Genomic DNA, 12,819 nt, shown 5'->3' on the forward strand with positions numbered 1-12,819 from the left:
TGGATTAGGGGCGCCGATGAGTGCCGTGGCCTCGAACTGCCCGCGCGGGGTTGGTGTGACGGCTGCGGACGGCCAACTCGCACAAACGACCGTTTTGCGCATTTATTGTGTGCATGTTCTTGCTACGCGCTATTTTACGCATATATTTGCGCATAGTGGAGGGCTGATGCCGAAATTTGAAGATGATCGCCGTAAGATAGTTTCCCGCCTTGAAAGTGAGGGCTGGCACAATATCGGCGGCGGCGAACATGATAATTTCGTCAAAGCCGGCCACAGGAAAATTCAGGTGCCTCGCCACCGTGTGGTTACGCAAGGCGTGGCGCGCTCGATAGCTAAGGCGGCGGGTTGGAAATGACCGGCCAACGGACGGAGACGGAAATGGCTAGGTTTTTTGCTCTACTGGACGGACATGATGGGGCTTACGGTGTCGCCTTTCCTGATGCACCGGGCGCGACTGCGATGGGCAGGACTGTAGATGAGGCATTGCGCAATGCTGCGGCCGCGATCGCCGATTGGATCGACGACGGCGAGGTCCCGGAGCCGCGAAGCATTGACGAACTGCGTCAGGACCCCGAGGTCGCCGAACAACTCGCGGATGGAGCGGCCTTCGTTGTCGTTCCCGCCATTGTCGAGGATAGCCGCCCGGTAAAGGCCAATATTTCGATGGAAGCCGGACTCTTGGCGGCTATCGACGAGGCCGCAAGTTCCGCCGGTTTGACACGTTCCGCATTTCTGGTGACAGCCGCGAGAGAGAAAATATTCGGCGGGTCGTTGCGCGACAGTGTCCGGGAAATAGCTAAGCGGGATGCACACTGACTGCGCCACGCGAATGAGGCTGTCCGCGACGACCTGACGCCGCGCTAAAATGCCGTGCCATCACAACTGCTCCCCCCAAAAAAAAGAAAATGGTGCCCGGAGGCGGATTTGAACCACCGACACGCGGATTTTCAATCCGCTGCTCTACCAACTGAGCTATCCGGGCATCTGCCTTGACGGCGGCAGTTTCCTTTGGGAAACCGCTGGGGCGTGTCGTTCGCCCCGGAAGCGAGCGGGGTTATAACATCTTGTTCGGCCGTGTCCAGCACCAAATGACTCTTTTTCGAAGGAATTTAGCTGCCCGCGGAAAAGTGGTGAAAGTCGAAGAAATTCAGAGAGATCGCCGGCGCCCGCGAATTCCCCAGGGCCGCTCGACAATAACGAACGTTTCGGTGGAGAGAAGAATTACCGTTCGTCGCTGTCGTCGGCCTTCGACTCGTCGTCGGCGACCGGGATCGCATAGGAACCGGACAGCCAGCGATTGAGATCGACGTTACGGCATCGCTCGGAGCAGAAGGGATAATGCTCGCGCACGGACGGGCGTCCGCACTCCGCACAGGGACGCGTTGCGCGCAGGGGTTCTACGTTCGATCCGTTTTTCTTGCCTCCGCCGCGCATCTTCTCAGCCTTCCAGCCAACGATCGTGCACGTCGTACCCTTCGCCGACGAGGAGATTGACGGTCTCATAGAGCGGCAAGCCTACCACATTGGTGTAGGAGCCGACCAGCTTCACGACGAACCCTCCGGCAATTCCCTGGATACCATAGCCCCCGGCCTTGCCGCGCCACTGGCCGGAAGCGAGATAGCTCTCGATATCGAGCGTGGAAAGGCGCTTGAAGCGCACCTTGGTGTCGATCACCTTCTGGCGAAGCGTGCGGTCGGGCGTGACGAGGCAGATGCCCGTATAGACGCGGTGGCTGCGGCCCGACAGAAGGTGCAGTGCGCTCGATGCCTCGCTCACCAGTTCCGGCTTCGGCAGGATACGGCGGCCGACGCAAACTACGGTGTCGGCTGCGAGAATGTAGCTGCCGTCCCAGGCGGGGTCGCCGGTAATCGCAGAAAGCGCGGCCTTCGCCTTTTCGGCCGACAGCCTGCGGGCGAGCGACCGCGGATGCTCCGAACGCTTCGGCGTTTCGTCCAGGTCCATCGGCATGAGGCGCGCGGGCTCGATTCCCGCCTGCGCCAGGAGCTCGACGCGACGCGACGATCCGGACGCCAGTATCAGTTTCTTGGTCACTGCCATCGATGCGAGCCGTTATTCCCGGATGTTTGCGTCAAGGTCATGCATGTCGCTGCCCAAAAGCGCTCAGCATTTCGGGGCGGCATGCATTGGCCGGAGCCTACTTGAAGCGGTAGGTGATACGGCCCTTCGTCAGATCATAGGGCGTCATCTCGACGAGCACCTTGTCGCCGGCCAGAACGCGGATACGGTTCTTGCGCATGCGGCCCGCCGTGTGGGCGATGATCTCGTGCTCGTTTTCAAGCTTCACGCGAAAGGTCGCGTTGGGAAGCAATTCCGTGACCACGCCCGGAAACTCTAGGACTTCTTCTTTCGCCATGCAGGACTGTTCTTTCTCGTGTTCAATAGCGGATGCAACAGGCATCCTCGAAAAGTTGCCGGAAACTACACAATCGCCGCGGCTTTGTGAACCGCTTTGATCAGGCTTTTTCGGGTACCCGATCATCGCGCATCGAATCACGGCGCGAGGATCGGAATCATGCCGCCGGAGGACTGCCTTTCTGCTGGCTTTCCACGGCGAGACGGCTTGCGATCAGCGTCGCCAGATGATCGCGCACCGCCCGGTAGGCGGCCACGATCTGCTCCCGTGTGCCGGTCGCAACGGTCGGGTCGGGTGTCGGCCAATATACCACATCCACTGCCATGGATCGGGTCAATTCAAGCGCCATGTGGTGGGCTTCGGGCGCCAGCGTCACGATGAGGTCGAAGTAATCGTCCTCAAGCTCTTCGAGCGTGCGCGGCTGATGCCGGCCGATCGTCAGCCCGACCTCTTCGAGAACCACGTCCACGAAGGGATCCCGCTCGCCCTGCCGGACGCCGGCGGAGGCGACATAGGTCCCTTTCGGAAGCGCCACGCGGGCGAGCGCCTCGGCCATCGGCGAACGGATGGCGTTCATGCCGCACATGAAAAGAACCGAGCGGGGGGCTTTCGATTGCGGCATCGCGGTCGCGATCATCTCCGCCTCCCCGTCAGCCGCGCCAGTAGAGCACGCAGACAAGCGTGAAGAGCCGGCGTGCCGTATCGAAATCCAGCCTGATCTTGCCCGACAGCCGGTCCATCAGGGTCTGCGAACCCTCGTTGTGGATGCCGCGCCGCCCCATGTCGATCGCCTCGATCTGGCTCGGCGTCGCCGACCGGATCGCCTGGTAATAGCTTTCGCAGATCATGAAGTAGTCCTTCACGATACGGCGAAAAGGCGTGAGCGAGAGGATGTGGGTGGCGACCTCGGTACCGCCGTCGGTCGAAATCCGGAAGACCAGCTTCGCGTCGACCAGCGACAGATTGAGCCGATAGGGGCCCCCGGGATGCCCGACGGGCTCGAACAGGTTTTCTTCGAGCAGGTCGAAGATCGCAACCGCGCGCTCGTGCTCCACGTCCGGCGTCGAGCGGCCGATCGTCTCGTCCAGCACGACATCGCAGAGCCGCAGGTTGCGATCGGCCTTCATCCCTCTTCCCCGAGATTGAGGCGGATGGCGACCGACCGGGCATGGGCCTCGAGGCCTTCCGATCTCGCCAGCGCGATCGCGGCGGGCCCGAGAATGCGCAACTGATCCGGGCCGAGCCGCAGGATCGAGGTTCGCTTCACATAGTCGAGCACGCCGAGGCCGGAGGAGAACCGCGCCGAACGCGCCGTCGGCAGCACGTGGTTGGACCCCCCCACATAATCGCCGATGACTTCGGGTGTGTGCCTGCCGATGAAGATCGCACCGGCATTGCGGATCGCGGGGACCATCGCGTCGGGATCGGCGGTCGCCAGCTCGAGATGTTCCGGGGCGATGCGGTTGGCGAGCGGCACGGCCTTGTCGAAATCCGGAACCAGGATCACGGCGCCGAAATCGCGCCAGCTCGCTGCCGCCGTCTCGGCGCGCGGCAGCGTCTTCAGCTGACGCTCCACCGCCTTTTCGACCGCGTCGCCGAAGGCGGCATCGTCGGTGATCAGGATTGCCTGCGCGCCGGCGTCGTGCTCGGCCTGGGCGAGCAGGTCCGCGGCGATCCAATCCGGATCGTTGTCGCGGTCCGCGATCACCAGCACTTCCGACGGCCCGGCGATCATGTCGATGCCGACGGTGCCGAAAACCTGCCGCTTGGCGGCCGCGACATAGGCATTTCCAGGGCCGACGATCTTCGCCACCGGCTCGATCGTCTCGGTGCCGTAAGCGAGCGCCGCCACGGCCTGCGCGCCGCCGATGCGGTAGATCTCCTCGACGCCGGCGAGGCGGGCGGCCGCGAGCACCGCCGGATTGATCGACCCGCCGCTGGCCGGCACGACCATGACGATGCGCGGCACGCCTGCGACCTTGGCCGGCAGGGCGTTCATCAGAACCGAGCTCGGATAGCTCGCCGTGCCGCCCGGCACATAGAGACCGACCGCGTCGATCGGTGTCCAGCGCGAGCCGAGGCCGACGCCCATCTGGTCTTCGTAAATGTCGTCCTTCGGCAATTGCCGCCGGTGATGCGCCTCGATGCGGGTCGCCGCGACCTTCAATGCGCCGAGTACTTCCGGAGCGACCGCGTGGATCGCCGCGTCTATTTCCGCCGACGTCACCGCCATGCCGGTTACAGTAAAGTCGATCCCGTCGAAACGCGCGGAATAGTCGGCGAGCGCCGCATCTCCGCGGGCGCGGACATCGTCGATGATGGCGCGCACGACGGCGTTGACGTCTTCGGAAACTTCCCGTTTGGTCGTCAGGAACGCGGCGAAATCGCGCTCAAAGCTCGTATCGAGATAGTTCAGCCTGATTGCCAATGCGATGATCCTTTTGGTGGTGGCCGGCGGGGACGCTCAAGCGGGAGGTCTCAATCCGAGTGCTCAGGCGCCCTCGGGGTGGCGCGGCTTGAATGCCGTCTCCCAGGCGCCGCCGGTATCGGCAAACTGCACCTCGATGCACTCCACATCGAGCGCGATCGATGCCTCGCCCGCGAGCACCAGCTCGATCGTGCCTTCCGGCCCCTCCCCCTTGACGTCGAAACGCAGGGCGAGAAGATCGAGCACCGCTTCCATGTCGGTGCGATCGAAGCCGAGCGACCGCACGGCACTGACGCATTTGAACAGAAGGACGGCACGGCGCCGCTCGAAGCTGCGGCGCTTGCCCTCCGCCTTCTCCCAGACGAAGCGGTTGACCACCAGGGTGAACTGCCGGCGCCGGGCGTCGTAGGCGGTGCCCGCCACCTTGAAGACTGCGTCCTGCACATGGGCGGAGACGACACCAAGGTCTTCCTCGTCGAGTGCCAGCAGTTTCAAAGCATCCATGCGATTCATCCCGTCCGTTTTCATGCTCCGCATTTTAGCGGGTGATCGTCAAGGACATAGGACGTTGCGCCCGAAACCGCAACGGCTCGGGCGCGGGAAGTGACCGAAAGGGCTACAGCGGCTCCGCGCACCTGATTGGCCGCGCCAGGCCGGATCAGTCGCTGACGCGCTCGACATGGGCGCCGCAGCGCGTGAGCTTCTCTTCGAGGCGTTCGAAGCCGCGGTCGAGATGGTAGACGCGCGAGACCATGGTCTCGCCCTCGGCAGCGAGGCCGGCGATGACGAGCGAGACGGAGGCCCTGAGATCCGTCGCCATCACCGGTGCGCCCTTCAGCCGCGACACGCCCTCGACCTTGGCCGTCTGGCCGGAAAGCGAGATCTTGGCGCCGAGCCGCGCCAGTTCCTGCACATGCATGAAGCGGTTTTCGAAGATCGTCTCGGTAATGTGGGAAACCCCGCTCGACCGGGTCATCAGCCCCATGAACTGCGCCTGGAGGTCGGTGGGGAAGCCGGGGAACGGATCGGTGACGATGTCGACCGGCTTGATGCCGGCGCCGTTGCGAACGATGCGGATGCCGCTGTTCGTCTCGCTGATCTCCGCACCGGCGCGGCGGATCGCCTCCAGGGCCGTGTCCAGGAGGCTCGCCTCGGTATCTTCGAGAATGACGTCGCCGCCTGCCATGGCGACCGCCATCGCATAGGTTCCAGTCTCGATGCGGTCGGGCAGCACGCGGTGGCGGGCGCCCGAGAGCGAGCGCACGCCCTCGATGGTAACAGTGCTCGTGCCCTGGCCGCTGATCTTCGCGCCCATGGCGTTCAGGCATTTGGCGAGGTCGACGATTTCGGGCTCGCGTGCGGCATTGCCGAGCACGGTCGTGCCGTTGGCAAGCGTTGCCGCCATCATCAGCACATGCGTCGCGCCGACGGAAACTTTCGGGAACACGTAGCGCGCACCGATGAGCCCGCCTGCCGGCGCCGTGGCGTTGACGTAGCCGCCATCGATCTCGATGTTGGCGCCGAGTGCTGCCAGTCCCTCTATGAAGAGGTCGACCGGACGCGTTCCGATGGCGCAGCCGCCCGGCAGAGACACCCGCGCCTTGCCTTCACGGGCGAGCAGCGGCCCGATGACCCAGAAGCTCGCGCGCATCTTCGAGACGAGTTCATAAGGCGCCGTCGTCGAAACGATGTTGCGGCTGGTGAAATGGACCGTGCGGGCATAGCTCTCGCCCTGGCGCTCGCGCCGGCCATTGACGGAAATGTCGGCACCATGATTGCCGAGGATGCGGATCAATTGCTCGACATCGGCCAGATGCGGGACGTTTTCGAGTGTCAGCGTGTCGTCGGTCAGGAGCGACGCGATCATCAGCGGCAAGGCGGCGTTCTTCGCGCCGGAGATGGGGATCACCCCGTGGAGTTCATTTCCGCCTACAATCCTGATGCGATCCATGAGACCTCTCGCACGGGCGCTGCCCGCCTTTCTGGAAAATCGATGCCGATCCGGCATTGTTGAAGGGCGTCTCTTTAGTGGAGATGCGGTGAAATTAGAAGTGCCTTGAAATGCGGGGTGCAGGGAAAGCGAGGACCCGGAAGGCCCCGCCTGCCGCCGGTTGCAGAACCTAATCTTCCGATTCGTCCGTTTTTACGGCAGGCAATCCGGATGTCTCGTCCGCAGCACCGGCCCGGCGCGCGCGCATCTGCTGCTTGCGCCGCTGGAGATTGTCGCGCAGGTTCTTCGCCAGACGCTGCCGCCTCGCCTCGGCCTCGCTCGAATGCCCTCCGCCTTTTCCCCGCCCCGGCGCATGCTTATTGTGGTCGTCGCTCTGCATGGCCATCCATTACCGCAAAACCAGGGCCTTCGGAAGCGGCAAGCCGGCCAGGTGAGAGCGAAATCGGGGAAATCCGCGAAGCGGCTTCCGGGCCGGTCCGTGGCGCAAAAGGCTGCAATGGAAGAGCTTGCGCGCCCTGGACCGTGTGAGCCCGCCATCTTCCCGGCGCGGCCCGCCCAAAAACTTCGAAATGCGGCTTGCGCTCTCCCTCAAGCTATGGCAATAGGCCCCTCGCCTGATGCGGCTTGCCACGAAGCGCCGCCGGATGCTGCTATAGCTCAGGGGTAGAGCACTCCCTTGGTAAGGGAGAGGCCGAGAGTTCAAATCTCTCTAGCAGCACCAGTTTTCCTCAAGAGAACAGTTATTTGCCAGCCATGAAGGCCGAAGCCTTACGCCTGCGTTTGCCGCGGCAGGTACCAGACGTCGACGGGGAGCCGCCGGCCCGCCAGGGCGGCTGATTTCAGGGACATCCACTCGGCTGTCGGGATCGGGCCTTGCAGCCGCTCGATCAGCGCAAGCGAGATCACAAGCGGGGCGTCGAGCGACTTGGCCAGGGTTTCGAGTCTTTGCGCCACGTTCACCGCATCGCCTATCACGGTGAACTCGCTGTGGACGCCGCTGTCCAGAACGCCTCCGACGACCGTGCCGTAGTGCAGGCCGATGACGGCATCGAGGGTGGGATAGCCGTTCGAGAGGTTGTGGTTCCTCCAGTCGTCGAGCGCATCGACCAGATCCAGCGCACAGGCAAGTGCCCGGTCGGCATCGTTTTCCATGGGCCGCGGCTGTCCGAATACGGCCATGACACCGTCTCCGATGAACTTGTCGACGGTCCCCCCATGATCGAAGATCGTCTGGGAGACGAACCGGCGGTATTCCGCCAGAACGGAGGCCAGATCGCCGGCGGTGGCAGTCTCGGCGAATCTGGTGAAGTCGCGCAGGTCGACGAACATGATCGCCGCGTTGCGCCGGCCGAGGCCGAAAGCATCGCCGCCTTTCTGCAGTTCCGCCACGATCAGCGGCGAGAAGAACCGCGAGAGATTGCGACGCCGCTGGTCCGCTTCGAGCGCCTCGTTGCGCGTCCGGTCGTGATCCCTCGCAAGCAGGTAGGTGGCAAAGGCTGTGAAGCCGAAGCTCACCGTCAGCCCGAAGTCCTGACTGAAGAAGGAAGAAAGCAGCGCCATGACGTCTCTGGCCCCGTGTCTCACCGCCGAGAGGGCCAGCATGGCCACCCAGGAAACGAGGACGATCCCGGAAAAAGTGAGAACGAGGCGGCGGTCGAGCTGGAGGCCGGCGTGGATGAGCAGGACGAAACCGACCACGAGGCTGGTCGTGGTCAGGTTATGGTCCTCGGAAGCCGGAGCGAGGATATAGGCGTAAAGGATCGCCGCGACGAGCAGCCCGTCCAGAACGACGAACAGCGTCTTGAGCCAGAAGCGGCCGGGGAGAAACAGTGCGGTCGCGACCGAAACGATGCTGATGATGAAATAGGCGATGACGACGACGTAGTGCGTGTCTCTGGTTCCCTCGCTTCCACCGAGCAGGAGGTTTGCAATCAAGATCGCGAAGGCGACGAACCTCAGTGCGCTCGAGCGGATTTCCTTTGCGAAGTCCCAGGGTGCGTGAAGCGTATACGTCATGTCCTACCCGATCAGGGGTGATGCTTACCGGTTAGCCGGCAAAGCCGGGATGGGGAGGCGGCGGCAATCCCGCCGCCTCCGCCTCCCCCCGGTGGACTACTTCACCTCGGTGACGGTCAGCTTGCCGTCGACGCGTTCGGCAACGAACTCGATCTGATCGCCTTCCTTCAGCTTCGACAGAAGGGCTTCGTCCTTGACCCGGAAGACCATCGTCATTCCAGGCATTTCGAGCTCCTTCAGGTCCTCGTGCATCAGTGTGACCTTCTTCGCCTTGGCATCGACCTTCTTGACGGTGCCTTTGGTGAAGTCGGCGGCGAAAGCGCCATAGGCCGTGCCGAGAGCGAGGGCGAAGGCCAGCGTGGACTTTACGATCGTTTTCATGTGAGACCCTTTCCTGAGGATTTATTTCTGTGCGACGGTCACGTCGCCGTGCATGCCCGCGTCGTAGTGACCCGGCACCAGGCACGCGATCTTGAACGTGCCGGCATTGGTGAATTTCCAGACGATTTCGCCGGACTTTCCGGGGGTGAGACGGATCGCATTCGGATCCTCGTGCTCCATGTCGGGGAATTTCTCCATCGCCGCCTTGTGCTCCATGACCTTGTCCTGCTGGTCGAGGACGAATTCATGCTCGAGCTCGCCGGCGTTCTTGATCGCGAAACGGACGGTCTGGCCCTCGCGGACCTGGAAGTCCGACGGCGCGAAGATCATCTGGCCGTCATCCGTCTCCTTCATGGTCACCCGGATCGTCTGGGTGACGTCGGCCTTCTTGCCGGGTTCCCCGACGGCCATGGCCTCGTCATGACCGCCCTCGTGACTGCCGGAAGCGAGCGCCGGTGAGGCGAGCGCCGCGGCAAGAAGTCCGAAGATTGCAGCTTTCATCGTATTGTCCTTTGGTTGGTTGAAGATGGTCATGCGGTATCACCCGTGTTTGGAGTGCTTCGGCGTGATCTGGGTCTTTGCGTTGTCGGCCCTGGTCCAGTCGGGAAGCTCGCCCGTCCACTCCCAGGCCTGCGTTCCGGGCGGGTTTTCGTACCAGCCGGGATCGGAGTAATCGTCCGCCGAGATGCCCTCGCGCACCTTGACGACGGAGAACATGCCGCCCATCTCGATCGGCCCGTGCGGTCCCCAGCCGGTCATCATGGGTATGGTGTTTTCGGGAAGTTCCATTTCCATCTTGCCCATGTCGGACATGCCGGCCGTGCCCATCGGCATGTATTCCGGGCGGACTTTCCGGATCTTTTGCGCGACTTCCTTCTTGTCGACCCCGATGAAGGTCGGGATGTCGTGTCCCATGGCGTTCATCGTGTGGTGCGACTTATGGCAATGGATCGCCCAGTCGCCCGCGTATTTGGCGTCGAATTCGTAGGCCCGCATGGCGCCGACCGGAATGTCGATGCTGACCTCCGGCCACCGCGCCTCCGGCCGGACCCAGCCGCCGTCGGTGCATGTGACCTCGAAGTCGTAGCCGTGCATGTGGATCGGGTGGTTGGTCATGGTGAGGTTGCCGACCCGTACGCGCACACGGTCGTTCTTGGAAACGACGAGCGGGCTGATGTCCGGGAATATGCGGCTGTTCCAGCACCACATATTGAAGTTGGTCATTTCCATGACGCGCGGCACGTAGGAGCCCGGCTCGATGTCGTAGGCGTTGAGCAGGAACACGAAATCCCGGTCGACCGGCATGAACTTCGGGTCCTTGGGATGGATCACGAAGAAGCCCATCATCCCCATCGCCATCTGCACCATTTCGTCGGAATGCGGGTGGTACATGAAGGTGCCGGACTTCACGAGATCGAACTCGTAGACGAAGGTCTTGCCGGGCGGGATGTGCGGCTGCGACAGCCCGCCGACCCCATCCATGCCGGACGGCAGGATCATGCCGTGCCAGTGGATCGTCGTCGGCTCCGGCAGCTTGTTGGTGACGAAGATGCGGACCCGATCGCCCTCGACCGCTTCGATCGTCGGACCCGGCGACTGGCCGTTATAGCCCCAGAGATAGGCGGTCATGCCCTCCGCCATCTCGCGCTCGACCGGCTCGGCGACGAGATGGAACTCCTTGACACCGCTGTTCATCCGGTGAGGCGCGGTCCAGCCGTTGACGGTCACCACCGGGTTGTAGTCGGGGCCGGAGGCCGGACGGACGGGAGCTTGCGTTTCCGCCGTCTCCATGATTGCCGCTTCCGGCAGACCCATATTCGACGTTTTCGCCCAGGCGGCGGTGGATACCAGTGCGGCGCTCGCGCCGAGTAACTGTCGTCTGTTGAACATGTTCGGTTCCTTTCTCAGTTGCCGCTTTCGGCGGCCGCTGCGACCTCGGTTTCGCCGGAGGCTCCCCCGCCATAAATCGCCGGAGCCAGATCCGCCTCGGCCAGCCAGAAGTCGCGCTTGGCGTTGATCGCGAGCAGGATCGAATTGACCTTTTCGCGGCTGTCGGCGAGCAGTTCGAAGGTGCTGGTGATCATCCCGTTATAGGTGAGGAGGGACTGCTCCTCGATCTTGGTGCGCAGCGGCACGACGCTGTTGCGGTAGTGCCGGGCGATGTCGTAGTTGGCGCGGTAGGCCTGATAGGCCGAGCGTGCTTCCGAGCGGACATTGACCGCCTTCTCGGCGAGAAGGTTCGCCGCCCGCATATAGGCGAGCTCGGCCTTACGCATGCGCGCCTTGCCGCTGTCGAAGATGGGAATGGCGAATTCGAGATCGACCCGGCCGGTCGTCTCCGACGAAATGTCGCCGTCCTCCTTTGCCCGCTCGGTCTCGAAGCCGGCGAGGAGGTTGAGGTCGGTGACGTAACGGGTGGCCTCGGTCAGATTGTAGGATCTGGCCGTCGCCTCCAGGTCGAGCTTCGCCATCTGGAGATCGACACGGCGCCGCAGGGCTTCCGCCTCGATCTGGTCGCGCTTCATCAGGCCCTTCGGCAGGGAAGCCAGCCGGTTCGGCACCTGGAATTTGACGTCCGAACCCCAGAGGCCCATCAGCCGCGTCAGTTCCTCCTTGGCCAGACGCGCCTCGAGCCGCGCCTTGGCCCCTTCTCCCGCCAGTTCGGCGTAGAAGACATGCTCGCGGGCCTGCGACCCCTTCGTCATGGCCCCGCTCTCGCCGAGCTTTTCGGCAAGCTCGGACGCCGCGTCGGCCGCCGCCTGCGCCTGGTTGAGCTGGCCCACCGTTTCCCAAGCCGCTACGGCATTGATCCAGGCACGCCGCGTCTCGGAAGCAAGCTGCAACGTGCGCGAAGCGGCATCCAGCTGCGCCTTCCGGAACTCGGTGTCGGCGAGCGCGATATTCCTGTCGCGCGTGACAAGCGCAAGAATGTTGGAGACGATCGCGCCCTCGACGGTCCGGAATGCGGTAAGCCCCGGCGTGCCGATTCCCGTCAGCCCGACACCGACGGTCGGGTTGACGAGCATTGTCGCCTGCCAGGCGTCGGCCGCCGACTCGCCGAGATCGGCATAGGCCGCCTGCAGCCCCTTGTTGTTGAGCAGCGCGACCTGGACCGCCGTCTCGACGTCGATGGCTTTCTTCGCCATCAGCGTCTTCACCCGCTCGGAGACGGAGCGAGCCTGTTCCTGGTTCTGCACCCATACGGTCTGCTTGCCGGCGGCTTCGGCCGTTGTCGCCGCGACCAGGGAAAACCCGGCATTCTTAACCGCGTACTCGCCAGCGGTAACGCAGCCGCCGAGTACCAGCGGCAGTGCGAGCGTCGCCGCCAGCTTCATCCTGGCTTTCATCATGATGCGCCTCCTTTCGGAGCCTGCGCATCATTCTGGTCGCGCCATGGTTTGGGATCGACTGCCCTGCGGTCCGTATAGCCCGCGACAGGACTCGTATAGGCAACGGGGCGCACGTCGGCATCGTTGGCCGGGAGCTCCCCCGAAGCGATCACATCGGGAGGCAGAGTGGCGGCGCAACCGCTCGCAAGAAGCGGCAGGACGGCCACGAAAAACAGATGTTTCATGGATTTATCCGAATAGGAGATTGCGGCAGCGCTCGAGAGCAAGGCTTGCTCGCGAACACGCGTTCGACCCGTCAATCGGACGGGTGCATCCTAT

17 protein-coding genes and 2 tRNA genes are annotated in these 12,819 nt (G+C 63.4%); 3 read left to right on the forward strand and 16 right to left on the reverse strand.

What is annotated here, in order from left to right; all coding sequences use genetic code 11:
• Positions 1-166: 166 nt before the first annotated feature.
• Complete coding sequence (locus tag M1D34_RS12670; protein WP_013844020.1) at positions 167-355, forward strand: type II toxin-antitoxin system HicA family toxin; 189 nt, start codon at positions 167-169, stop codon at positions 353-355.
• Positions 352-816 (forward strand): type II toxin-antitoxin system HicB family antitoxin, encoded by a 465-nt coding sequence (locus tag M1D34_RS12675; protein ID WP_004435955.1) that lies wholly within the window; start codon positions 352-354, stop codon positions 814-816. The genes M1D34_RS12670 and M1D34_RS12675 overlap by 4 nt, the downstream gene beginning before the upstream one ends.
• Positions 817-906: 90 nt before the next feature.
• Here M1D34_RS12675 and M1D34_RS12680 read toward each other — a convergent pair.
• The 10 genes from M1D34_RS12680 to M1D34_RS12725 all read right to left on the reverse strand — a co-directional run bounded on the left by M1D34_RS12680 (position 907) and on the right by M1D34_RS12725 (position 7,139).
• Positions 907-982, reverse strand: a tRNA-Phe gene (locus M1D34_RS12680).
• Between the two features lie 239 nt (positions 983-1,221).
• Complete coding sequence (gene yacG, locus M1D34_RS12685; protein WP_015007157.1) at positions 1,222-1,434, reverse strand: DNA gyrase inhibitor YacG; 213 nt, start codon at positions 1,432-1,434, stop codon at positions 1,222-1,224.
• 4 nt (positions 1,435-1,438) lie between these two features.
• A complete protein-coding gene (locus M1D34_RS12690; RefSeq protein ID WP_498779296.1) occupies positions 1,439-2,059 on the reverse strand; it encodes a Maf-like protein in 621 nt (206 codons plus the stop codon).
• A 97-nt stretch (positions 2,060-2,156) separates the two neighbouring features.
• Positions 2,157-2,375 (reverse strand): translation initiation factor IF-1, encoded by a 219-nt coding sequence (gene infA / locus M1D34_RS12695; protein ID WP_004435948.1) that lies wholly within the window; start codon positions 2,373-2,375, stop codon positions 2,157-2,159.
• 157 nt (positions 2,376-2,532) lie between these two features.
• Positions 2,533-3,012 (reverse strand): arsenate-mycothiol transferase ArsC, encoded by a 480-nt coding sequence (locus M1D34_RS12700; RefSeq protein WP_010968705.1) that lies wholly within the window; start codon positions 3,010-3,012, stop codon positions 2,533-2,535.
• A gap of 13 nt (positions 3,013-3,025) precedes the next feature.
• A complete protein-coding gene (locus tag M1D34_RS12705) occupies positions 3,026-3,502 on the reverse strand; it encodes a UPF0262 family protein (RefSeq protein WP_010968704.1) in 477 nt (158 codons plus the stop codon).
• Positions 3,499-4,803 carry a histidinol dehydrogenase gene (gene hisD, locus M1D34_RS12710; protein WP_010968703.1) on the reverse strand — a complete coding sequence of 435 codons (1,305 nt, stop codon included), beginning with the start codon at positions 4,801-4,803 and terminating at the stop codon, positions 3,499-3,501. The genes M1D34_RS12705 and hisD overlap by 4 nt, the downstream gene beginning before the upstream one ends.
• Before the next feature lie 63 nt (positions 4,804-4,866).
• Entirely contained in the window at positions 4,867-5,307 is a 441-nt protein-coding gene (locus tag M1D34_RS12715; protein ID WP_010968702.1) for a DUF2948 family protein, read from the reverse strand.
• Between the two features lie 154 nt (positions 5,308-5,461).
• Complete coding sequence (murA, locus tag M1D34_RS12720) at positions 5,462-6,754, reverse strand: UDP-N-acetylglucosamine 1-carboxyvinyltransferase (RefSeq protein ID WP_498779301.1); 1,293 nt, start codon at positions 6,752-6,754, stop codon at positions 5,462-5,464.
• Positions 6,755-6,923: 169 nt separating this feature from the next.
• Positions 6,924-7,139: a hypothetical protein gene (locus M1D34_RS12725; RefSeq protein ID WP_127539899.1), complete on the reverse strand. Its 216-nt coding sequence runs from the start codon at positions 7,137-7,139 to the stop codon at positions 6,924-6,926.
• Between the two features lie 261 nt (positions 7,140-7,400).
• Between M1D34_RS12725 and M1D34_RS12730 the strand changes: the two genes are divergently transcribed.
• Positions 7,401-7,475, forward strand: a tRNA-Thr gene (locus tag M1D34_RS12730).
• A 47-nt stretch (positions 7,476-7,522) separates the two neighbouring features.
• Here the strand turns inward: M1D34_RS12730 and M1D34_RS12735 are convergent.
• From M1D34_RS12735 to M1D34_RS12760, 6 genes are all read right to left on the reverse strand, one after another.
• A complete protein-coding gene (locus M1D34_RS12735; protein ID WP_498779303.1) occupies positions 7,523-8,770 on the reverse strand; it encodes an adenylate/guanylate cyclase domain-containing protein in 1,248 nt (415 codons plus the stop codon).
• Positions 8,771-8,866: 96 nt separating this feature from the next.
• Entirely contained in the window at positions 8,867-9,151 is a 285-nt protein-coding gene (locus tag M1D34_RS12740; RefSeq protein ID WP_010968683.1) for a copper-binding protein, read from the reverse strand.
• Between the two features lie 21 nt (positions 9,152-9,172).
• Positions 9,173-9,652 (reverse strand): cupredoxin domain-containing protein, encoded by a 480-nt coding sequence (locus M1D34_RS12745; RefSeq protein ID WP_127598140.1) that lies wholly within the window; start codon positions 9,650-9,652, stop codon positions 9,173-9,175.
• A gap of 39 nt (positions 9,653-9,691) precedes the next feature.
• A complete protein-coding gene (locus tag M1D34_RS12750; RefSeq protein WP_004435899.1) occupies positions 9,692-11,041 on the reverse strand; it encodes a multicopper oxidase family protein in 1,350 nt (449 codons plus the stop codon).
• 14 nt (positions 11,042-11,055) lie between these two features.
• Positions 11,056-12,501: a TolC family protein gene (locus M1D34_RS12755; protein ID WP_248446026.1), complete on the reverse strand. Its 1,446-nt coding sequence runs from the start codon at positions 12,499-12,501 to the stop codon at positions 11,056-11,058.
• Complete coding sequence (locus M1D34_RS12760; protein ID WP_013843958.1) at positions 12,498-12,725, reverse strand: hypothetical protein; 228 nt, start codon at positions 12,723-12,725, stop codon at positions 12,498-12,500. Before M1D34_RS12760 ends, M1D34_RS12755 begins: the two co-directional genes overlap by 4 nt.
• Positions 12,726-12,819: the final 94 nt, after the last annotated feature.

This window comes from Ensifer sp. D2-11, assembly GCF_054161295.1.

Excerpts from the sequence above, each read along its gene's own strand:
- M1D34_RS12705 (WP_010968704.1), bottom strand. The coding sequence starts at position 3,502 with ATGAAGGCCGATCGCAACCTGCGGCTCTGCGATGTCGTGCTGGACGAG.
- M1D34_RS12700 (WP_010968705.1), bottom strand. The coding sequence starts at position 3,012 with ATGATCGCGACCGCGATGCCGCAATCGAAAGCCCCCCGCTCGGTTCTT.
- M1D34_RS12750 (WP_004435899.1), bottom strand. The coding sequence starts at position 11,041 with ATGTTCAACAGACGACAGTTACTCGGCGCGAGCGCCGCACTGGTATCC.
- M1D34_RS12670 (WP_013844020.1), top strand. The coding sequence starts at position 167 with ATGCCGAAATTTGAAGATGATCGCCGTAAGATAGTTTCCCGCCTTGAA.
- M1D34_RS12690 (WP_498779296.1), bottom strand. The coding sequence starts at position 2,059 with ATGGCAGTGACCAAGAAACTGATACTGGCGTCCGGATCGTCGCGTCGC.
- M1D34_RS12715 (WP_010968702.1), bottom strand. The coding sequence starts at position 5,307 with ATGGATGCTTTGAAACTGCTGGCACTCGACGAGGAAGACCTTGGTGTC.
- M1D34_RS12755 (WP_248446026.1), bottom strand. The coding sequence starts at position 12,501 with ATGATGAAAGCCAGGATGAAGCTGGCGGCGACGCTCGCACTGCCGCTG.
- infA (WP_004435948.1), bottom strand. The coding sequence starts at position 2,375 with ATGGCGAAAGAAGAAGTCCTAGAGTTTCCGGGCGTGGTCACGGAATTG.
- murA (WP_498779301.1), bottom strand. The coding sequence starts at position 6,754 with ATGGATCGCATCAGGATTGTAGGCGGAAATGAACTCCACGGGGTGATC.
- M1D34_RS12735 (WP_498779303.1), bottom strand. The coding sequence starts at position 8,770 with ATGACGTATACGCTTCACGCACCCTGGGACTTCGCAAAGGAAATCCGC.
- M1D34_RS12725 (WP_127539899.1), bottom strand. The coding sequence starts at position 7,139 with ATGGCCATGCAGAGCGACGACCACAATAAGCATGCGCCGGGGCGGGGA.
- M1D34_RS12675 (WP_004435955.1), top strand. The coding sequence starts at position 352 with ATGACCGGCCAACGGACGGAGACGGAAATGGCTAGGTTTTTTGCTCTA.
- yacG (WP_015007157.1), bottom strand. The coding sequence starts at position 1,434 with ATGCGCGGCGGAGGCAAGAAAAACGGATCGAACGTAGAACCCCTGCGC.
- M1D34_RS12760 (WP_013843958.1), bottom strand. The coding sequence starts at position 12,725 with ATGAAACATCTGTTTTTCGTGGCCGTCCTGCCGCTTCTTGCGAGCGGT.
- M1D34_RS12740 (WP_010968683.1), bottom strand. The coding sequence starts at position 9,151 with ATGAAAACGATCGTAAAGTCCACGCTGGCCTTCGCCCTCGCTCTCGGC.
- M1D34_RS12745 (WP_127598140.1), bottom strand. The coding sequence starts at position 9,652 with ATGAAAGCTGCAATCTTCGGACTTCTTGCCGCGGCGCTCGCCTCACCG.